The following is a 22,297-nucleotide window of genomic DNA, read 5'->3' on the forward strand; positions in this document are numbered from 1 at the left end:
AAGCTTTTCTTACTTCTCCTCTATTTTCTTAATCTCATAATCAATTTCTAAAAACTTAACTCCAAATATCCACATTTTATGGTTAGCTTCTAACATTTGATTGGTGCCCTCTTTAATAATAAACGTCTCTGCTAACGGTAACCGTACTGTAAAGAAACGAGTATGTAAATAAATCCCCTCATCTCCCTTACCATTTCTTCTCAACTTACTAGTAATAATTAAATTATTATTATCATTACGTAATTTTAAAACCCCCGTCATATTCGAATATGGTAGAGGTAATGCAATATTCATATATGTCTCATTCTTATACGTATGTTTTGAGTAAAGAGCTACAAAAATAGATGCTCCTGCTTCATTTTTTCTTAACCAAGCTCTTACATTCTCCCTTCCATCCTTCTCATCCATTACCCCTATGATAGAGCCGTGCATTGTTTCCCACTTGCCGCCCATTCCTAAATGTATTTGTCCTACACGCTTACTCATTTTCTCATAACAAAATGCTAACAGGCGGAACGAACGAGTCCATTTAATATGCGATTGTAACTCATACTCTTTTGTATTTTCATAAAACCGAATAATGCTTAAAGGTATCTTTGTCACGTCAAATGCCTCACTATGAAAATCATCCATTTTATCAACTAAACCGTTGTATTCCTTACTATCTATTACATTTCTGTTATGTAAAAACGCTTCACCAACTGTCGCCTTTCCTCTTAATCTGCTCATTGGTTTCCCGTAATATTTATAGTTCGGAACACTCTTTTCAATCATCCAGCCGACAAATGCCGGTAACGCTACTCCAATTCCATTCACAACACCGTGAATCCAAACCATTTGAGCAATTGTAATCGTCATTACATGTTTCAAATTCCCATACGAGTATATAAGTGAAAACATAATTGTTACCATAAGTGTACTAGACGATATGATCAGCAGAATCTTTGCGTTGATAGCATTAAATTTCGTACGCCAAACATAAATTCCATAACCATAAATAACGCATAAATATAGGAACACTGCAAAAAATTCAAATACCCTTGAATACGTAATTCCTACTGCGACTGTCAGAGGTGAAATAACGATGACAAACATAATAACATCATATACTTTACTTCTCTTTTCTCTTTTTCTCCCAATTAAACCAGCCGATAACGGCAATAGAAACGCCGAATAATGAAAGTGTGCAGCTGTGAGTAAAACAATGTCAGAACTAAAGTGCATAATGGAAAGCTTTGCTACAGAAGCAAAAAACCAAAAACCACCTAAAAACAAATAAATAAACGCACTATCGATAGCTGTCTCTTCTAACGGTGTCCATCCTCTTTCTAGTAATCTATTTATACCAAATAACGCAACGATCCCCGTATATACAAACCAAATTATCGCAAAGATATATTGATTTGTTACGAAAGCTAACATTGCACAAATCGCTGCTATCGGATATAAAAACGATACGGATTTATAAAATAATAAATACGATCCATTTCGTGCTCTTTTATCAATAATACAAAAAGACATCGGTATACATAACAAAATAGATAATAAAATAATTGCTTCAACTGGGTTTACATTTGACCACTCACATATTAGAAAAATAATATAACAAGCAAGCCCAACTATTATATTTTTCATATCATTTATTTCCTCTCCACAAATGTTCCCTTATATGAAAATAGCGAACCAATTAACGGATTTTGTACTTGAACATGAATTCGAAAACATTGTAATTCGTCATCATAACTTTCAACAATGTTTGCCTCTCCGTATAAAAATTTCGGTAAAGAGATTTTTCTTCCAAACATATAAAACCATTGTTTCTTTGAAGAGATATGCATTGCCCCTAACTCATCAATATAAAAATCCAATGTAGAGACGAGTAAATGTGGTTCACCAAAATAATCTACAATTTCATTTTCATCAAGTTTCATTACCGCATTAAAATATCTTTTCTTATTACGAAAGTAAAAAGTACGATTCCACCGCACAAGTTCATGTCCATGTTCATCACGCTCAGCGGTATTATGTATTGTAAATGGCACTCCCTTACCTCTCTCAGAGAAAAACATTCGAAACTTCGATGCAATTTTTAATATGAATTTTACGAAAAAAGAACCACCGTAAATTTCATCCATCTTCCCTTCTCCAATAAAGCTATTTTCTTCTGTAATCTCATAACGTTTCTGTAATTTCGGATGAAGTTTTTTATAAGAATCCCCTAATAATCTTTCATACATATTAGCCATACATTACCCCTTTCTCTTCCTCTTGCAATTTTTTGCACTTGGCAAATTCGTACTATTTATATAACCGACAATCGATAATCCAATTAGAAGTAGATTTAACGTAATTGGATTAAACGGCTCTGTAAAGCTTGCGATATTCGTAAATCCTGCTGCTATCGTTAAGGCTATTAACATAAAAATATGTACGACAAATACTTTTCGTTTTGGAAATGGTAACAGCCATAGGACACCAAAAATAATTTCTAGTAATCCAATTATTTTAAGTATAAAAACACTATGTTCAGTTGAACCAACCATCACCGATAGCATTTTTACTTCTTCTGAATGAGTAAACACTAGTTTCGGTACTATTCCTTGATACATCCATACGAAAGCAAATAAAAAACATACGAGCCAATACGTCACTGTTCTTCTAATGAGCTATCTAGGATAAAGTCCCTTTTCTAACCATAATTTTAAAGCATCAAAACTCCAAGCAGTCGCCCAGCCTAATAACGGCCGAAACATATAGAAATCTATTACATTCCCTATACGACCAAACCTCGTATCATAATCATATTGTGTCTCAAAATGAATGTGTTCTTTACACGGTGTATACTTCCAATAACCACGCCCTATTTGAATAAGAGATAATGTATTATCCGTCCAAAACTTTAAAGAAGAAATTCTTTCACCCGTTTCTTTTCTTATTTCACCTATCGATTCCCCTTCCCCAGCTATTTCAAGTCCAAATCCGATTTTTGTTTTATATAAAAACTTCTGTGGTTCTCCTTCTTTTTTCTCTACATACGAAATTTCAGTAAAGCGAGCATCCCATTCTGTATGTATATGTGGTTCTTGCGTGTATTTCCATAATTTCTCCATTGTTGTGTTCATTTCTGCCGAAACATAAATAGGCTTTTTCCCCTTCATTCCTCCACCTACAATGCACTATAATTTTAATGTACATGTAATATATTTATTTTGCTACATTTTTCACAAACTTTCTAACAAAAAGAAAGAATTTTTAAAATATATACAAAACACTTGATTCCTCGAAAAATATAAATTATTATAAAACAAATGTTACCAACAACTTCATAAATCAAACACTCTCGCCTAAAACGTGAGATAGAGGTTGCGATACTTATGAGTATTCTAATGGAGACACAGAGATGTCTATGAAATTAGATGAAAGGAAGTATTGCCGAAATCGATATATTTCTCTGTATGTATCGATTGGGGCTGTTTTCGAATAGAAACAGAACTGTCATATGTACAGACGTGTATGTATGAAGAGCTATCTACAAAAAAGAGATATCATTTTCATGGTATTCCTTTTTTGGCGGTTTTTTTTATTAGCTCCGTTTTCTGTTTCCCTTTTCCTGTAACAGCACCATCCTCACTTATTTGAGATGGTGTTTTTTGTTTTTCTCTGGTAACTACAGGAATATTGGGATTTGTATATATCCTAATCTATTCTTAAAAATGGATGAAAGAAGGAATTCGTAATGGAAACGATTGTACAAAAATTTGGTGGCACTTCTGTCGGAAGTGTTGAGCGTATTCAACATGTAGCAAATTTAATTATTGAAGAATATGAACGAGGACATAGTATCGTCTCTGTCGTTTCAGCAATGGGAAAAAGTACAGATGAACTTGTAGCACTTGCTAACGCAATTACAGAAAATCCAAGTAAACGCGAAATGGATATGCTTCTATCGACAGGAGAGCAAGTAACTATTTCATTATTAACGATGGCACTGCAAGCAAAAGGCTATAACGCGATTTCATTAACAGGATGGCAAGCTGGTATTACGACAGAATCTGTACATAGTAGTGCACGGATTACTGACATTCATACAGATCGAATTCAGTCTTATCTTACTAAAGGCACGATTGTTATTGTAGCTGGTTTCCAAGGAGTCAGTGAAGATTTTGAAATTACAACGCTTGGACGAGGTGGTTCTGATACAACTGCTGTCGCATTAGCTGCTGCACTAAACGCAAAAAAATGTGATATTTACACAGATGTAACTGGCGTATATACGACGGATCCACGAGTTGTAAACGATGCTTATAAATTAGATGAAATTTCTTATGACGAAATGTTAGAACTTGCAAACCTCGGTGCTGGTGTATTACACCCGCGTGCTGTTGAGTTTGCTAAAAATCATAATGTCATTTTAGAAGTTCGCTCAAGTATGGAACAAGAAAACGGAACAATTGTAAAAGGAGAATGTAACATGGAACAACAATCAATCGTTAAAGGTATTGCATTTGAAGATAATATTACACGCATCACAGTGAAAGGATTAGAACAAGGTTCACTTTCAACTGTTTTCTCTACATTAGCAGCGGCACATATTAATGTAGATATCATCATTCAAAGTATTACTAATGAAGGAACTGTTCATCTCTCCTTCTCCATCCATTCTAATGATTTAAGAGAAACATTAGAAGTATTGGAACAAAATCAAGAGGCACTTCACTATGAAGCAGTAGAATATGAAAATCATTTAGCAAAAGTATCAATTGTAGGATCTGGTATGGTCTCTAATCCAGGTGTTGCTGCGAATATGTTCACTACTTTAAAAGAAGAAAATATTCATATTAAAATGGTAAGTACATCAGAAATTAAAGTGTCTGTCGTTATTGACCGCCTTCATTTAGTGACAGGTGTTGAGGCACTGCATCAATCATTTATGGCGAAAATTGTGCCTTTAGTACAAATGAGTTAATTTCCAGCGGTATTACTTAAAACAAATTATATGAATCTATTTCCTTCCTATTAAAAATAGAAAGCTGTTTGCATTATATAGAGTGACAAGAAATTTATGTGTCATTAAAAAAATACAATTAATTCTATACAACAATCGGATCATTTAATGCCGTACAGGATAGAAATATTTTTGCAAGGAAGTCTCGGTATTGTTTGTTAACAAGATACTATATGACATACTTAAAAACACCTTGTCACATTTTCCTAAACTGTGACAAGGTGTTTTTGTTTGAAAGGAATTTGTAACTTTTTAATAGTATAATGAAGATGATGATTAGATAATACACTTTTACATATAAGGAGATAAAGACAATGTCAAAAAATAAATTACTCAGAATGGACAATGTTAGCATCGTTGTAGAATCCCTTGATCATGCAATCTCTTTCTTCGAGGAGATTGGGTTAAAACTCGAAGGGCGCGCCACTGTAGAGGGGGAATGGGCTGGTCGCGTAACCGGACTCGGTTCGCAGTGCGTAGAGATTGCTATGATGGTGACTCCAGATGGCCATAGCCGAATTGAACTTTCGCGATTTCTTACCCCGCCCGCTATAGGAGATCACCGGACAGCTCCTGTCAATGCCCTCGGTTATTTGCGCGTCATGTTCACCGTTGAAGACATTGATGAAATGGTATCTAGGCTTACTACTAAGCATGGTGCTCAACTCGTTGGTGAAGTAGTTCAATACGAGAACTCTTACCGTCTCTGCTACATTCGTGGAACCGAAGGGGTTTTAATCGGTTTAGCGGAAGAACTCGGTAACAAGTAAGTGATGTATTATAAATGAAACTACTATATTTTTAACCACGTCCTCACTCCAGAACGTGGTTATGCTTGTTTGAGTTTTTAAAAATATATTTTCATTTTACACATAGATTTCAAGACTCTATCCAAACAGTTCTTTAACATATCACTAATATCCAAAAATCATTATGAAATAATTTAATTATTCGCTTTACCTTTTCCTAGGAAATATAACTGACTCTTCTCATTTTATATCTTATCGCTCTTTTCTATGAAAAAACGATCTATATTCATTCAAAATAACTTTCTTCACATCCGAGTAAAATACCATCATGAATAATGCAACGCCTAATACAACCACCTGTATTTTTTCATAATCAATGAACGCACTCATAATTAGTAAACCAAATCCAATATAAAAACCAAACTCGTTCTCTTTCTCAAAATCCTCATCTTCTTCATCAATATGTATTTTTTCTTTCATGTTTTGATTCCCTTTTATTAACTCATCGAGCGTAACATTGTACATTTCGCTTAGTAAAATTAAATTATCAATATCAGGACAACTTTTATCATTCTCCCACTTATATACCGCTTGCCTCGTTACACCAATCTTTTTAGCAACATCCTCTTGTGAAAATCCCTTTGACTCTCGTAATTTTTTTAACTGCTCTCCTAAGCTCATAACATCCCCCTCCTTTAACAAATTATTACATAAAAAGAGATATAAAAGAAAGAAACCATTAGTAAAACTCACTGTAAACCATTCGTTTACAAAGTAAAAAAAGAGAGAATAGCCCTATATTTAAGCTATTCTCTCTCTTCTATTAAAATAGATGAATGTTTTCTTTCTTGCAAGCTTCACGTAAATCGTCAGGCCATACAGAAGATTGAACTTCACCAATATGTGCTTTACGTAAGAAGTACATGCACATTCTCGATTGTCCGATACCACCGCCAATTGTTAATGGTAGTATGTCTTCTAAAATACCTTTATGGAAATCATACTCACGTTTATAGTCTTCACCTGTTTTCGTTAACTGCTCATCAAGTGATTTACTATCAACACGAATTCCCATTGATGATAATTCGAATGAAGATTGTAGTACTGGGTGCCAGAATAAAATATCACCGTTTAATTTCCAATCATCATAATCAGCTGCGCGTCCATCATGCTTTTCACCTGAACGAAGTGCATCACCAATTCCGATAATGAAGACTGCACCGTGTTCTTTTGCAATTGCATGTTCACGATCTTTCGGTGTTAATTCTGGATATTTATCTTCTAGTTCTTGAGAAGTAACGAATACAATTTCTTCTGGTAAATACTTCCCAAGGAACGGATACTTTTCAAATAAGTGGTCTTCTAAATCTTTGAATATTCCATAAATTGTTAGTACTGTTTTTTGTAAGTAATCTACAGTACGCCATTCTTTTTGAACAATTTTTTCCCAATCCCATTGGTCAACGTAAATAGAATGTGTTGCATCAAGTTCTTCATCACGACGGATCGCGTTCATGTTTGTATATAAACCTTCACCAGCTTCATATCCATATTCATGGAGTGCAAATCGTTTCCACTTCGCTAGTGAGTGCACAATTTCTAATTCTTCTCCTGAGTGTAACATATCAAATTCAATTGGACGTTCTACACCGTTTAGGTGATCGTTTAATCCTGATTTTTTCGTTACGAATAATGGTGCAGATACGCGGAATAGTTCAAGTCGTTTTGCTAATTGATCCTCGAAAAATGTTTTAACTTCCTTAATTGCGATTTGAGTCTCTCTTACTGTCATTAATGATTGATACATGGTGGTTTCCTCCTAAAATGTTTGGATGTTGTGAAAAGAAGCCAACAAAAAAAGCCCTTCTTTCCCAAAAAACTGGGACGAAAGGCTTTGGTTCCGCGGTACCACCCAAATTAGCAACAGAGGTTGCTCACTTATACAATACGGAGATGAAATATCTCGATACTGTTCTTCTTGTAACGGCGAAGTTCCCGGCTAAGTCTACTTTCCTATCAAGGATTTCGGTTAGCAACTCCAGGAGGTTCTTCATAATAGGCTTCGTATCAGGCTCACACCATCCCTGACTCGCTTAGACTACGTCCTACTACTACTCGTCCTTTCATAGTCGTTTTGTTGTCACATCTCTGAAACATTTTATTAATGATTATTCTATACAAAAAATAAAGAAAGTCAACAAAAAGTTTTAAAATATTTTTCAATTCTTTATTTTACGGCTTTATTGATTGTTTCCAATATACCTTCTTTACTTCTTTTGCCTAGATATTCTAAAAAACGTCTCACTAACTGAAACTAACGTATATACGACGATTAATGTAATCGTTCGAAATATAGAATCCGCAGTATTTCGTATTATTTTCATTTTCTTTGTAATTCCTTTCAGTTTACTTGCAAATTCATGATATACTATAGCATTCAAGCAGTTTGTTTTCCTTAAAGCAAACATAGTCATTTATAAAGAGTATTTTCTAAATCATTGACTATTATCAAATTAGATTTTTATATAACGGAGTGATTATATGAGTAAAACGAAAGCAAAACCGAAAAAAGGTGTAGGACAAGGTACAGGAAGTAAAGGGTGGAACCGTTGGCAATCAAGTGCAAAAAAGAAGAAAGCTGCAAAGCCATACAAAAGTAAAGGTACAAAGAAATAACATTTAGTTTCTTTACTTTGTACAAAACAAAATATAATTATTACAATGAAAAAGCTATGCCCTCATATATTTGAAGGCATAGCTTTCTTTATTAGATCATTAAAATATCTCGAATTTCTTCTTCCGTGATGGATGATAATTTCTCTTCTCCCGGCTCAATCACTTCAGCAATTAAATTTTTCTTACTCTCTTGCAGTTCATGCATTTTTTCCTCGATTGTTCCGTGAGCCACTAACTTAATAACTTGTACCGTATTTTTCTGTCCCATCCGATATGCCCGATCTGCTGCTTGTTGTTCAACAGCTGGATTCCACCATAAATCGTATAATATAACCGTATCGGCACCCGTTAAGTTAAGCCCCGTACCACCAGCTTTTAAAGAAATGAGAAATAGGTCCCCTTCCCCTTCGTTAAATCGATTACATAGCTCTACACGTTCTTGCGAAGGTGTATTTCCGTCTAAATAAAAGTATGGAATCGCTTGACGATTTAATTCACGACCAATAATGGATAGCATCTTTGTAAATTGAGAAAAGATTAAAATTCTCTTACCAGTACTTCTACATTCCTCTAGTATGTCTAACAGTTGCTCAAATTTAGCTGAACTCCCTTTATAATCATCAACGAATAAAGCGGGATGACAGCAAATTTGTCTCAATCTCGTTAAGCCAGCTAAAATTCTAATTTTATTTTTACGTAACGTGTCTTTGTCTAAATGTTTTAACGTTTCTTCTCTTAATTTCGCTAAATAAGCAGCATATAGTCTCTTTTGGTCTGGTAATAACTCCGATGACTGTAAGTGCTCTATTTTATCTGGCAGCTCCTGTAATACATCTTCTTTTAATCGTCTTAATACGAAAGGTTTTACGCGCTTCGCTATATCTTCACGCCTTAAATCACCGAACTCTTTTCTTCCTGGTAATAATTCTGGAAATACAACGTGGAAAATAGACCATAGCTCTTCTAATGAATTTTCTACAGGCGTTCCTGTTAGTCCGAAACGATATTCAGCTTGAATTGTTTTCACTGCTCTTGCAGTTTGCGTTGTCGGATTTTTAAACGCCTGTGCTTCATCAAGAAATAGCGTATGAAACGGCCTCGCATACGACCTTATATCTCTTCTTAGTAATGGATATGACGTAATTACGACATCAAATTCCGCTACGTCTTTTAAGATTTTTCGTCGTTCTGTTTGATTTCCATCTGCAATAACCGCTCTAATATGTGGGGCGAATTTTTTCAATTCACTAAACCAATTATAAACGAGCGAGGACGGTGAAACGACTAATATAGGCAGCTTCTTCTCCCGAATTTCAGGCAAAACAGAATCTATATAAGCAATACTTTGCAGCGTTTTTCCAAGTCCCATATCGTCTGCTAAAATACCGCCAAAACGGTAATAGGCGAGTGTTTTCATCCATTCGAACCCGTATACTTGATACTCTCTCATTACAGCATGTAAAGTTGGCGGTACTGTAAACTTTAACTTTTTCGGATTTTGAATGCTTTCAACTAAATCTTGAACAGACTCATCTAAACTTAAAACATTACCTTCATGTAGTCCATTCATCCATTTTACACTCCGAATAAGCGGAACATTCACTTCTTCCCCATGTAAAAATTCTTTTCGAATACCTGATTCTTTTACAAACTGATTAATTTCATTAAACTCTTTGCTCTCTAGTGATAATAGAGAACCATTCGCTAATCGGTAATATTTACGTTTCTCCTCAAGAGCCGCTAATACACCTTTAATTTCAGCTTCTGGTATTCCTTTTATATCAAAACGAAATGATAACCAATCAATTCTTTCTTTTCTTCTCACTCTAATAAGAGGTGCGGTATCACCTTTATGAATGCGTAATTTAATTGCTGTCGTCGCGTAAATATCAACTAAACCTTTTAACGTTGGAACGATGTGATATAAAAAGTTATACTCAGCTTCTTCATTATGCATAAAGTAACCGCCTTCTGTTTTCGCAAAGGCACTTTCACTCATAATGTCTAAAATCTCTTTTTCCTTTTTCTCATCACGATTAAAAACAGAAGGTTGCCCGTCTTCTTCTAGCGGATTAATCACGACGTTTCCATAATGAAATTCAAGACCTGCTAGCAAACGATTTTTCACACGATCTAAATATAGCTTTGCTTTTAACGATGGCGTTTCAACACGATCGGATATGACTTCATCAATGCGCACTGTTCCAAGTTTCATTAATCCAGGCACAACTTTCGCTACGAAATGTTCCATCTTATTTTCAGGAATATAAAACTGATTGCTATTTGAGCGACTCATCATCTTTTGCAATTCAATAAGTCGCATACAATCTTCCATGGGTAAATGATATAATTTCCCATCGTAAAGAGCGTTGTTATACATCTCCATAACTCGAACACGATTTAGACCGTCTATATGAAGAGTAAACCCGCCATTATTCCCTTTCGTAAACTCAAAATGTAATGGCAATAACCCTTTTGAAATGTGTAATCCCTGAAACAGTTGCTCATTTTGTTTCAGCTGTACATACTCGGCTCTAGAAAGTGCAGAGAGCATATCATTCCACGAAGCTGGCGGTATAAATATCATGCTTTCATCTTGTTTCGCATGTACTTCTAGTGCATCTTCATACATTTTTTCATTATGATATATTTTAATGAGTTGTTGTATAATCGCGTCTGTTTCTTGTTTAAAACTGTGTACATCTGGCGTATATGTAAATTCATTGGAACAATGAAAAGTCTCTCTCTTCTCCACTTTAGAAAGAAATTCTCTAATATGATTTATAAAATATGTTTTGGCAAGTTTTAACTGAATTCCAAGAAGAGCCCCACCGCTTTTCGTCGCTACTGGTAAACATATAAACGCAACATCTAATATTTCACGTGTATCAAACCGATGTTGTTTGCTTTTTGGCCTCAGTGGTTTATCTGCAAACAACTGAAACATCCCGTTTGTTAATTGATCATTTCTGCTACTAATAGAGCCCATTCCACCCGTTTGCTGATTATAATTTATTTGTATCAATACAGCTGCTACATGTTGACAGTACGTTTGGAAAGACGCTAACGAAGGACAACTACATCTCGCAACAACATCACCTTTCTTAGCTTTTTCTACCGTAACATGAAAATCCTCGTTCCCTTTTACCGTCGCCTCACAAATTTCTTTCGTTTCATCATAGTAATTCACGATTACTTTATTTGATTTATAATAAGCTTCGCCTCTTTTATATGAGGTTTCTCCACATACTTCTTTAATAATCGATTTATTTAATGTAAAACTCATTGTTTTGACACTTCCTTAATGTAAAACCATTTTCTCTTACTTAACATTTTACATGCTTCACGAGAAAATATAAAATGTTGATTTAACAAAAAAAGATGCTTATTTATAAGCACCTTTTCACTCTATCTCCATCAGTCGTTTCGCCTCAAAATACAACACTTGAATAAATTTTTTCGTATTAATTCGTATATGGCCAGAAGTCGCTACCCCATCCTTTGTCATTTCTGTCATCCGTTTTCTAACCACAGTGAAATCAAAAAACTTCGGAGCATAACTTTCAAATTTCGGATTTGAAAAGTCTGTTAGTCCAAGAGAAGCTAAATGGTTTAATGATTGATAAATTGCTCTTCTCACACGTTGTTCAGATGCTTTTTTCTCCTTCTCTATATCTGCTTCTGAAGCTAGTTCCCCTAATTTTTTTACTGTTATTTGGTGAAAGATATCTTTTAAAGCAGGAAATCCAAACTCAAATGTTTGCGCCTTTTCTTGTCCATATAAATATTCCAGCATACTAAGCAAATCTTTACTTCCATTCTCTCCCGCAATACCGAGTTCTGATAGTAAGAAGCGTCCTGAATCTGATATCTTTTTCCCTTCTTGCACTGTTTCACTACGCATTTGCGGCTTTTCCCACTGAAACACATTATTCAATGATTTTTGAATGTCATATATAGAACGTTCCAAACGAATACGTTCTATCACTTTTCGTACAACAGATACTACTTCTATTTTGTTTAGTGGTTTTGTAATATAATATTCCACACCAAGTGTATATGCCTCACCAATGAGCTGTTTCGATTCAACTTGGGAAATCATAATAATTTTCCCAGTAAATGAAGATGCTATATGGCGAACTGTTTCAATGCCGTCTCTCATCGGCATTAGTAAATCAATAAATAAAATGTCCACTTTTTTATAATTTAACTGTTCTGCTTCAATAAACGCTCCATCTTCCGATTCTCCAATTACTTCCCCAAGATCGCCATCCTCAATAATTTGCGAAAGCATCGAACGGAAAACTTCATCATCATCTACAATATAATAAAACAAACCTATTCCCCTTCCCGCTTTAAACTGCACTCCGGTAAACAAACGATAAACTTACACCCGTTCCCATTTTCATTGTCTTCTAACCTTACTTCTCCGCCGAGCTCTGTTACCATTTCATCTATGTAAGAAAGTCCAATACCTGTGGACGGTGTTCCTGTTTGATCATACTTTGAAGTAAACCCGGGCTTAAATACTAATTTCTTATACTTTTGTGCGATACCTGGGCCATCGTCAATCACTTCAAAGATTACATTTTTTTCTCGTTTATATAACTTAATACGAATGAGACCTCTATCTTCAATTGCTTCAACTGCATTCGCAACTAAGTTATTAAAAATTGATAGCACTGTATACACGTGATATGCAGCGTGTTCACCTTCTATATGTTTAGAAAAACGTATATCTTTCTCTAACATTTCAGCATACTTTTCATTTATTCTTACAATCATTTCTGTAAGCTCATGACCTTCTACATACTCAGCCACATTTTTATCTAATAACAGTTTAGATAATCCTGCAAAAATCCTTTGATTATCCTTTTTTATTTCGTGCACTTCTCCTGCTATTTTCAATGCTGTTTTACTGCTGGAATCATCATTCGCTTGTAAATTCCGATATAATTGATACGCTTCTTGTGTAATTAATTCTGCATTTTGTAACGTTTTTTTCAAATGAACAGATTCTACATATAAATTTGAAAGGTGCATGAACATTTTTTCATTTTCTTTTCGAACTTGTGATTCTTTTAATTTCGTTTCATATAAATTCATCATATTTAAAAAGCCAAGTGCAAAGAAGCTACGGAAAATAGCAATAATGATGAGTTTATTTACTTCAGAAATTGTTATTGTTGTACCTAGTACTAACATGTGATAAAACGCAAGTTCCGACATACTTGCAACAATTTCAATTGAAATTCCAAGGCACCCAATAACAATTGGCTTCTGATGAAACTTATTCACCCTACAAAGTGAAAAAAGACTTCCATAAATAAAATAATAAAAGAACACAGGATAACGCAAATAAAATGATTCTGTCATATGAAATGAGCCTTGCATGACCCAGTCAAGGCATACTCGGAATAAGACTACACATATACCGACAAGAATACCCGCAGCAGCTGCTGGTATTCTTCTTAAAAATAGTAATAAAAAGAAGAATAACGGCGTCCCAAAGCTAACACGAAACGTATCATTAAAAGGATGAAAATTAAGCTCTCCAGCAATCGGAACAACAACCATTAATATAATTAAAAGAGATATATCTTTCTTCCATAATTGATTCCAATTCAAAGGTGCCACTTCCTATACTCTTTTTTCAGTAATAAAAGTGAAAGCCCGCTTATATTATAAACGGGCTTTATTTCTATATTCTAACCTTTTCTACCGCTTTTATTTGGCGATACTCAGGCTCCCAGATTGCTTCTTTCACTGCAATCTTAATATCGTTATCACTTAAGTTCTCTCTCGCAACGCCTTCCGCAACGGCAACTTTCGCTACTTCAATTGCTACCATTTCCGAGATATTACGTAACTCTTCAACTTCTGGCAAAATAGGTGCTCCTGGCTGACTTGTATCAACCATACTTGCAACTGCTTCAGCTGCTGCTGCGAACATGCCGTCCGTCATAACGCTTGCACGTACGACAATTGTTCCAAGACCAAGTCCTGGGAAAATAAGTGCATTATTTGATTGTCCAATCACATACGTTACACCGTTGTATGTAACTGGTTCAAATGGACTTCCTGTTGCAACTAACGCTCTTCCTTCTGTCCACTTGATTAAATCGGCTGGTTTTGCTTCAGCAAGTGGTGTCGGGTTCGACATTGGTAAAATGATTGGTCTTTCTACGTGAGAAGCCATTTCTTTAATAATTTCTTCTTTAAATGCACCAGCAACGGTTGATGTACCGATTAAAATTGTCGGTTTCACATGTTTCACAACTTCAGCAAGTCCAATCACACCATTTTGTTTCCACTCACTTACTTCCGCTTCTTTTCTTGCATACGGCATTTGGAAATCAAGAAGATCTTCCATATTATCTGTAACTAACCCGTTACGATCAATACACCAGAAACGCTTATATGATTCTTCTTCTGATAAGCCAGCGCGGACCATCGCATCTCTAACTTGATCTGCGATACCGATTCCAGCCGTACCAGCACCAAACACAACAACGCGGTGTTCACTTAGCGGTACACCAGAAGCTTTTACTGCCGATAATACAGCCGCAAGCGAAACTGCACCTGTACCTTGAATATCATCATTAAATGTACAAATATCATGACGATATTTATCTAAAATTTTCCGTGCATTTCGAGAACTGAAGTCTTCCCAATGTAAAAGTGCTTTCGGGAATTGCTTATTTACCGCTTGTACAAATGTATCAATAAATTCATCGTAAGCTTCACCTGTTATACGAGGGTGACGATTTCCAATATAAAATGGATTGTCTAATAATTCTTCACGATTTGTACCTACATCTAAAATTACCGGTAATACGCGGCTAGGATCGATTCCAACTGCGGCTGTATAAACAGCTAATTTTCCAATCGCGATGTTAATACCACCAACGCCCCAATCACCAATTCCTAATATACCTTCTCCATCTGTTACAACGACTAAATCAATATTTTCTGCTGTTGCACCGATATTGGCGAATGCTTCCTCAATACCTGACGGATCGTTAATTGATAAATACACACCTCGTGGTTTACGATATTCATGACTATATCTTTGAATCGCTACACCGACAGTTGGTGTATATACGATTGGTAACATTTCGCGTAAATGATCTGTTAAAATACGATAAAATAATACTTCATTTCGATCATGTAACGCTGTTAAGTATACATTCTTTAATAAATCATCCGGCTGAGAACAAAATTGTTCGTATGCTCGGCGCGCTTGTTCTTCCAATGTTAAAACCGCTGGCGGTAATAACCCTTTTAAACCTAATTCTTCTCTTTCTTCTTGCGTGAAAGCAACCCCTTTATTTAAAAGTGGTGTTGATAATACTTCTACTCCTCTTAATGTCGTTTCTAATGAACCATTAGAAGCTACTGTAAACTTACTCATAACATCCCTACCTCTATTCATATATAGCATTTCTATATTGTAAACAAAAAAGAGGGGCTTGTCCCCCCTCTTCTTTTAGTTTTTCTTTAAAAGAGTTGCTCCTGCAATCCCTGGGTGCGTCATTTCGAATGGATCTAGAATTAACTCTAAGTCTTCTTGTGACAGTACACCATTTTTCACACAAAGTTCTCGAACGGATTGCCCTGTCGCGATTGCTTCTTTCGCAACGCGAGCTGCTGCTTCATAACCGATATGAGGGTTCACGGCTGTAATAATTCCTACACTCTTCTCAACATACTCTTTTAAGCGATCTTCATTCGCTTCAATTCCTTTTAAGCAATTATCTGTAAAGGCACGGAAACCGTTATTCATAATGCTAATTGATTGTAGTAAGTTGAAAACAAGTACTGGTTCCATCACGTTTAATTCTAATTGACCTGCTTCTGAAGCAAGACAAATTGTATGGTCGTTACCAATTACTTGGAATGCAATTTGATTAATTACTTCTGGCATAACAGGGTTTACTTTCCCTGGCATAATAGATGAACCTGGTTGACGAGCCGGTAACATAATTTCTGCTAAACCAACACGTGGACCTGATGCCATTAAGCGAAGGTCATTCGCAATTTTAGACATATTCATCATACATACTTTCAGTGCTGCAGATACTTCTGTGTATGCATCTGTATTTTGCGTTGCATCTACTAAGTCTTCTGCACCAACTAGTGGTAGTTCACTAATTGCAGCTAAATGTTTTACAACAGCTTGAATATATTCTGGATCTGCATTTAAGCCTGTACCAACTGCAGTTGCTCCCATATTCACTTCATATAAGTGTTGACGTGACTGCTGAATTCGTTTCATATCACGTTCAAGTACGCGAGAGTACGCTTTAAATTCTTGTCCAAGACGAATTGGAACAGCGTCTTGCAAATGCGTACGCCCCATTTTAATCACATGATCGAACTGTTCTGCTTTTAATTCAAATACATCGTGCATATAACCCATCGTTTGTAATAAACCTTCTAATGCGTTTAATGTTGCGATATGAATCGCCGTTGGGAATGCATCGTTTGTTGATTGCGCCATGTTTACATGACTATTTGGACTAATATAATGATAGTCTCCCTTTTCCATTCCTAATAATTCAAGAGCACGATTGGCAATGACTTCATTTGCATTCATGTTCATTGAAGTACCTGCTCCGCCTTGGATTGGATCTACGATAAAATGATCATGCCATTTTCCATCGAGAATTTCTTGAGCAGCTTCTGCGATCGCGCCGCCCTTGTTCAATTCCAATCTTCCTACATCTGTATTGGCAAGCGCTGCAGCTTTTTTTACAACTGCGAAGGCTCTAATTAAACCTTCATGGATTTTGTATCCTGTAATTGGGAAGTTTTCAACTGCACGCATTGTTTGTACGCCGTAGTATGCATAGTTTGGTACTTCTTTTTCACCTAAAAAGTCTTTTTCAATTCGAACACCATTTTTAACTTCAGTTAATGTTGCCATGATTATTCACTCCTTAACGATTTCTTATGCTGCTTTTGTTTCTTTGACTGTTTCTACATATTGTTTTGCTTTCTCATTATCGAATTCGCCTTCCCACTTCGACATAACAATGGCCGCTAATGCATTTCCTAATACATTGACAGATGAGCGAATCATATCTAAAATGCGGTCAATTCCCGCAATTAATGCGATACCTTCTAGTGGTAACCCCATTGAACCTAACGTTGCTAATACAACAACGAACGATGCACCTGGAACTCCCGCCATACCTTTGGATGTTAACATGAGAACGAATAATAACGTTATTTGCTCTGTCAGTGACATGTGCACACCGTACATTTGTGCAACAAATAATGCCGCTAACGCTTGATAAATAGCCGATCCAGTCAAGTTAAATGTATAACCTGTCGGAATTACGAAAGAGGCAACTGCCTTTGGACAACCGAACTCTTCCATTTTTCTCATTATATTAGGTAGAACAGCTTCTGAACTTGCTGTCGTAAATGAAAGAATAAGTTCTTCTTTTAAAATTTTCATTAATGTAAAAATGTTTACGCCAACCATTCTTGCATTAATACCTAATACAATCACAACGAATAGTATAACAGTTACGTATACAGCTAGCACTAGTTTTCCTAAAGGAAGTAGTGTTGCTACACCAAATTTTGCAACCGTAACCGCAATTAATGCGAATACACCAAATGGTGCAAATTTCATAACTTGATTTGTAACCCAAAACATCGCTTCGAGTACACCTTCAAAGAAGTTAAAAACAGGCTTTCCTTTTTCCCCAATTGCTGCGACTCCTAAACCGAATAATACTGAGAAGAAAATAATCGGTAATAAGTCACCTTGTGCAATCGATTCAAATACGTTTTTCGGTACGATATGAACAATCGTCTCAGCGAATCCTTGCTTCTCTGTAGCATCTGCTGTTTGTTTATAAGAAGAAATATCACTTTGCTGTAAGTTATTCATATCAACGCCAGTACCCGGCTGGAATATATTTGCCGCAAGTAATCCCATTAAAATAGCAATCGTCGTAATAATTTCGAAATAAAGAATGGTCTTCCCGCCCAGTTTCCCAAGCTTCTTCATATCGCCTACACCAGCTACCGCAACAATTAATGCTGAAATAACAATCGGTACTACAATCATTTTAATTAAGTGAATAAATATATCCCCAATTGGTGTAATATAAGAAATCGCCGTTTTATTGCCATAAAAGACTGCCCCTACTACAATCCCTAAAACAAGCGCGACAAAAATTTGTGTTGCCAATCCGAATTTTTTCATTTATGTTCATCCCCTTCATGCGAACGCTTTCAATTTGAATTTATAAAAGCTACTCACACATCTTATAAGCGAACCTACAAAATCATACAAAAACCTACAAGTTCGTCACAAAAAATTCAAATATTTTTCTTCTTTTTTTCATTGACACCATTTTGTTAAAAAACGATAAAATAAACTTGATAAGTAATCAGATTATTTCGTATAATCAAAAAGATATATACTTAAAACAACTCAAAATGAAAAGGAGTGGATGATATGAAAAATTATGTGCAAAAATTCGTTCTATCTTCTTCTTTTCTTTTTCATTTTCTTAAAAAGGAACAAAGGCATTCGCCTTTGTTCCTTTTTTATTTCAATCTATATAGGGGGAATTGTTATGAGACCATATAAACGTGTCTTAATTAAATTAAGCGGCGGTGCACTTGCCGATCAAACTGGAAATAGCTTTAACTCCAAACGATTAGAACATATCGCAAACGAAATTTTATCCATTGTTGATTTAGGTATCGAAGTATCCATCGTCATCGGTGGCGGTAACATTTTTAGAGGTCATCTAGCTGAAGAATGGGGAATCGATCGTGTAGAAGCTGACAATATCGGGACGTTAGGTACAATCATTAACAGCTTAATGCTACGCGGCGTTTTAACAAGTAAAACAAATAAAGAAGTGCGCGTTATGACTTCCATCCCGTTTAATGCTGTAGCTGAACCATACATTCGCTTGCGTGCAGTCCACCATTTAGATAACGGGTATATCGTTATTTTTGGAGGTGGTAACGGGCAACCATTTGTTACGACAGATTATCCAAGTGTTCAAAGGGCCATTGAAATGAATAGTGACGCAATATTAGTCGCAAAACAAGGAGTAGATGGCGTCTTTACTAGTGATCCAAAACATAATAAAGCAGCAAAAATGTACAAAAAACTAAACTATAACGATATAGTTAGGCAAAACATACAAGTAATGGATCAAGCCGCTTTACTACTTGCCCGTGATTATAATTTACCAGCACACGTCTTTAACTTTGATGAGCCTGGAGTAATGAAAAGAATTTGCTTAGGTGAACATGTGGGGACGTTGATTAATGATGATGCTTCATTGCTTGTGCATGAAAAATAATTATTTCCCATCAAAAAAGGGCGTCTTTTCTAGACACCCTTTCTTCCTTTATCATCACAAATAAAAATCAATCCATCCCGCAAATTTCTCCTTACAACGCTCCCAAAATGATAACTTCTCAAAAAATTCTTTCGTCATTTCTTTTGAATCATGAAAATCCTCCGTTAACGCATCATTAACTTGTCCTACAATTGAACCACCATGAATATACAAGTTCATTTCATCATTTATATTGAAGCTACGCGAAGTAAAGTTTGTTGTGCCAATAACGGTTAATTCATTATCAATAAGCATTAACTTCCCATGAAACATTCCTTTTTTATACCCATATACAGTAATCCCATTATTAACAGCTTGACGTATATATGGATACGCCGCTTCTTTTATAAGAGGTAAATCTGGTTTATATGACCAAAGTATTTTTACTGTAACACCACGCTTTTGTGCTGCAATTAAAGCATTCATTGATTCTTTATTTTTCGCTATAAAATACGGCGTTGCAATTACAATGGAGTGCTGAGCTTGTTTAATGAGCTCAATATATTTTTCAGCAACGTAATGCCCATTGTAACTCGTCATAGTATGTAATGTATTCCCTTTACTAGCTTTATTCGTACTCCTCTTTATCTCTTCTTTCGTATCTCGTTTCCAATCTAAAGCAAATTGTTCTTCTAAATCTTTTGCGCCTTCTCCTTTTATCCGTACATGATAGTCTCGCCAGTACCCAAAGTGTTTATCTTTACCTAAGTACTCATCCCCTATATTAAAACCACCTGTATAGCCAATCTCCCCATCAATTGTCGTAATACGGCGATGATTACGATGGTGAAGTGAATAAAACCCGAATGGTAATTCAGGCTTTCTACTATATGTAAAATGTACACCACTTTCCCGCAATTCACTTATCATCTTTCTTTCAAATGATAAATCATTAATGCGATCCACTGATAAATAGACGTTTACTCCTTCTTTTGCCTTCTCTTTTAATAAATTTAAAAAAGTATGGCTACTTTTATCATCCGACAAAATAAAAAAATACGTGTAAATAGATTGCTTTGCTTCTCTTATGTCAGTAAATAGCTGTTTATAAAACGACTTCCCTTCTACATATAATTGAAAATCACTATAGTGAGGAGCATAATCTGTCGGCATATTTTTGCCAGCTTCCATTTTCCTTCCTAAGGTAACGTCAATATGCATCCAAATTAAAATAAAAACGAAAATAGCAATAATAATAGAAGTAACTCGCAATATTTTTTTAATCATTTTAATTTCCTTCCGCTCGTTTTCTTTCCTCCTTTCTATTTTGTCATTCAAATTTAGATTTCATGCTTTATACAAAAAAGGATGTGACTTTACATCACACCCTTTTTGTATTAAACAAAGTTTCTCGCATCATTATTTCTTCCAAATTTATAAATGGCAATTAAGAAGAACGCAATCACAAAAGCGAATAAAATTAATATGTTTAAATACAACTCAGAGAACGGAATTCCTTGTTGTAATTTTGCTATCGTATCTAATAACCAACGCTGCGGAAGAAAATTAGCTACTTTTTGTACTGCATTTGGCATAATGTCGTACGGGAAATAACATCCAGCAAGCAAACATGTTGGTACTATCACTAAATTTTGCATTGCATTTGAAGCAGCTGAACTTTTTGAAAAAGCCACAATGACTAATGATAAACCAATTGCAATTAAAGCGAATATCATAAGCACACCAATCATTACTATGAAAGGCATATTAATATTTGTATGAAAAACATTCGTCAGAAATAGCACTGCAATGACAATTTGCAATGTTAATATCATCATATTTACTGCCACATTGGACAATATAAATTTCTTTCCGTCAATTGGTGTTGATAATAATCTAAAATACGTTCTATTCTCTTTTTCTTTTAAAATAAATCCTGATAAGTTCACTGCTGAAAACAGCATAAACATAATAAGATAACCCATCGTTTGATTTGTCATATCTTTATTTTTCGAAGTATCTTCTAGCGTCTCCGTTTTCATTTTAAATGAACTTTTTTGATATCCTGCGTACATCTTATCAAATGCACTTTGATCTGTTCCTGCTACTTTACTAATAGCTGCTACATTATCAATATAATTGTATAAATATGATTTTATAAATCCTGTTACTTGATCACCTTTAATCGATGCAATTTCAATATGATCTGGTTTCCCTTCTCGAACGCTTTTTGAAAAACCAGAAGCTAATGTAATAACTCCATCAAGTTTTTTAGAAGTGAGTTTATCTTCTATTTCAGACTCCTTAACCTTACTCACATTCACATGATTTAATCCTTCTAAAAACTTTATCGTATCGTTTGCTATCGGCTCATTTTCTTTATTTACAATCCCGATATTTAACGTTCCTTGCCCTGCATTTCCGTATATCGAAAAAGAGATGAGCGTCCCGATTATTGGCAAACTAATAATAATCAATAACCCTTTTTTATTTTTCAAAAGTACAGATAACGTTTTTTGTATGAGCCATAAAATATCTTTCAT

The 22,297-nt window shown here is 35.2% G+C and carries 17 protein-coding genes, 1 pseudogene, 1 riboswitch and 1 other annotated feature; of the genes and pseudogenes, 4 read left to right on the forward strand and 14 right to left on the reverse strand.

Annotation, left to right across the window (positions count from 1 at the left end):
- Positions 1–9: 9 nt before the first annotated feature.
- From BAQ46_RS20310 to BAQ46_RS20320, 3 genes and pseudogenes are all read right to left on the reverse strand, one after another.
- A complete protein-coding gene (locus BAQ46_RS20310; protein ID WP_071742605.1) occupies positions 10–1,635 on the reverse strand; it encodes a YndJ family protein in 1,626 nt (541 codons plus the stop codon).
- Between the two features lie 5 nt (positions 1,636–1,640).
- Positions 1,641–2,246 carry a DUF4166 domain-containing protein gene (locus tag BAQ46_RS20315; RefSeq protein ID WP_061130800.1) on the reverse strand — a complete coding sequence of 202 codons (606 nt, stop codon included), beginning with the start codon at positions 2,244–2,246 and terminating at the stop codon, positions 1,641–1,643.
- 3 nt (positions 2,247–2,249) lie between these two features.
- Positions 2,250–3,158, reverse strand: a pseudogene (locus BAQ46_RS20320) (DoxX-like family protein).
- A gap of 191 nt (positions 3,159–3,349) precedes the next feature.
- Positions 3,350–3,536, forward strand: a riboswitch (Lysine riboswitch).
- 200 nt (positions 3,537–3,736) lie between these two features.
- On the opposite strand from BAQ46_RS20320, the gene BAQ46_RS20330 reads away from it, so the two are divergent.
- Both BAQ46_RS20330 and BAQ46_RS20335 read left to right on the forward strand, forming a co-directional pair.
- The gene (locus BAQ46_RS20330; RefSeq protein ID WP_061130798.1) at positions 3,737–4,966 is read left to right on the forward strand and encodes an aspartate kinase; all 1,230 of its coding nucleotides are present in this window, start codon (positions 3,737–3,739) and stop codon (positions 4,964–4,966) included.
- Between the two features lie 353 nt (positions 4,967–5,319).
- On the forward strand, positions 5,320–5,775 hold the full coding sequence (locus BAQ46_RS20335; protein WP_061130797.1) for a VOC family protein: 456 nt from the start codon (positions 5,320–5,322) through the stop codon (positions 5,773–5,775).
- Between the two features lie 231 nt (positions 5,776–6,006).
- On the opposite strand, the gene BAQ46_RS20340 is transcribed toward BAQ46_RS20335, so the two are convergent.
- The 3 genes from BAQ46_RS20340 to BAQ46_RS30750 all read right to left on the reverse strand — a co-directional run bounded on the left by BAQ46_RS20340 (position 6,007) and on the right by BAQ46_RS30750 (position 8,195).
- Entirely contained in the window at positions 6,007–6,435 is a 429-nt protein-coding gene (locus tag BAQ46_RS20340; protein WP_061130796.1) for a helix-turn-helix domain-containing protein, read from the reverse strand.
- A 142-nt stretch (positions 6,436–6,577) separates the two neighbouring features.
- Positions 6,578–7,561, reverse strand: a complete 984-nt coding sequence (gene asnA, locus BAQ46_RS20345; protein WP_000284909.1) for an aspartate--ammonia ligase — start codon at positions 7,559–7,561, stop codon at positions 6,578–6,580.
- Between the two features lie 70 nt (positions 7,562–7,631).
- Positions 7,632–7,890: a binding site (T-box leader), on the reverse strand.
- 131 nt (positions 7,891–8,021) lie between these two features.
- The gene (locus BAQ46_RS30750) at positions 8,022–8,195 is read right to left on the reverse strand and encodes a hypothetical protein (protein WP_033670848.1); all 174 of its coding nucleotides are present in this window, start codon (positions 8,193–8,195) and stop codon (positions 8,022–8,024) included.
- A gap of 100 nt (positions 8,196–8,295) precedes the next feature.
- Here BAQ46_RS30750 and BAQ46_RS20360 point away from each other — a divergent pair, with 100 nt between their 5' ends.
- Positions 8,296–8,430 carry a DUF3934 domain-containing protein gene (locus BAQ46_RS20360; RefSeq protein ID WP_000047591.1) on the forward strand — a complete coding sequence of 45 codons (135 nt, stop codon included), beginning with the start codon at positions 8,296–8,298 and terminating at the stop codon, positions 8,428–8,430.
- A gap of 91 nt (positions 8,431–8,521) precedes the next feature.
- Here the strand turns inward: BAQ46_RS20360 and BAQ46_RS20365 are convergent, their stop codons facing one another.
- The 6 genes from BAQ46_RS20365 to BAQ46_RS20390 all read right to left on the reverse strand — a co-directional run bounded on the left by BAQ46_RS20365 (position 8,522) and on the right by BAQ46_RS20390 (position 18,655).
- Positions 8,522–11,716, reverse strand: a complete 3,195-nt coding sequence (locus BAQ46_RS20365; protein ID WP_061130794.1) for a DEAD/DEAH box helicase — start codon at positions 11,714–11,716, stop codon at positions 8,522–8,524.
- 117 nt (positions 11,717–11,833) lie between these two features.
- Positions 11,834–12,766, reverse strand: coding sequence for a response regulator (locus tag BAQ46_RS20370; RefSeq protein WP_000500322.1), 933 nt, complete (start codon positions 12,764–12,766; stop codon positions 11,834–11,836).
- A gap of 2 nt (positions 12,767–12,768) precedes the next feature.
- On the reverse strand, positions 12,769–14,067 hold the full coding sequence (locus tag BAQ46_RS20375; RefSeq protein WP_074542897.1) for a sensor histidine kinase: 1,299 nt from the start codon (positions 14,065–14,067) through the stop codon (positions 12,769–12,771).
- Positions 14,068–14,131: 64 nt separating this feature from the next.
- On the reverse strand, positions 14,132–15,844 hold the full coding sequence (gene malS / locus BAQ46_RS20380) for an oxaloacetate-decarboxylating malate dehydrogenase (protein WP_061130807.1): 1,713 nt from the start codon (positions 15,842–15,844) through the stop codon (positions 14,132–14,134).
- A 75-nt stretch (positions 15,845–15,919) separates the two neighbouring features.
- Positions 15,920–17,359 carry an aspartate ammonia-lyase gene (gene aspA / locus BAQ46_RS20385; protein ID WP_000224208.1) on the reverse strand — a complete coding sequence of 480 codons (1,440 nt, stop codon included), beginning with the start codon at positions 17,357–17,359 and terminating at the stop codon, positions 15,920–15,922.
- 24 nt (positions 17,360–17,383) lie between these two features.
- Complete coding sequence (locus BAQ46_RS20390; RefSeq protein WP_000713289.1) at positions 17,384–18,655, reverse strand: cation:dicarboxylate symporter family transporter; 1,272 nt, start codon at positions 18,653–18,655, stop codon at positions 17,384–17,386.
- 376 nt (positions 18,656–19,031) lie between these two features.
- Here BAQ46_RS20390 and pyrH point away from each other — a divergent pair, with 376 nt between their 5' ends.
- A complete protein-coding gene (pyrH, locus tag BAQ46_RS20395; protein WP_001248049.1) occupies positions 19,032–19,775 on the forward strand; it encodes a UMP kinase in 744 nt (247 codons plus the stop codon).
- A 54-nt stretch (positions 19,776–19,829) separates the two neighbouring features.
- On the opposite strand, the gene cls is transcribed toward pyrH, so the two are convergent.
- Positions 19,830–21,041 carry a cardiolipin synthase gene (cls, locus tag BAQ46_RS20400; RefSeq protein WP_061130791.1) on the reverse strand — a complete coding sequence of 404 codons (1,212 nt, stop codon included), beginning with the start codon at positions 21,039–21,041 and terminating at the stop codon, positions 19,830–19,832.
- A gap of 110 nt (positions 21,042–21,151) precedes the next feature.
- Positions 21,152–22,297 (reverse strand): ABC transporter permease, encoded by a 1,146-nt coding sequence (locus BAQ46_RS20405; protein ID WP_071742606.1) that lies wholly within the window; start codon positions 22,295–22,297, stop codon positions 21,152–21,154.

It is taken from the genome of Bacillus paranthracis, from assembly GCF_001883995.1.
GTDB lineage: Bacteria > Bacillota > Bacilli > Bacillales > Bacillaceae_G > Bacillus_A > Bacillus_A paranthracis.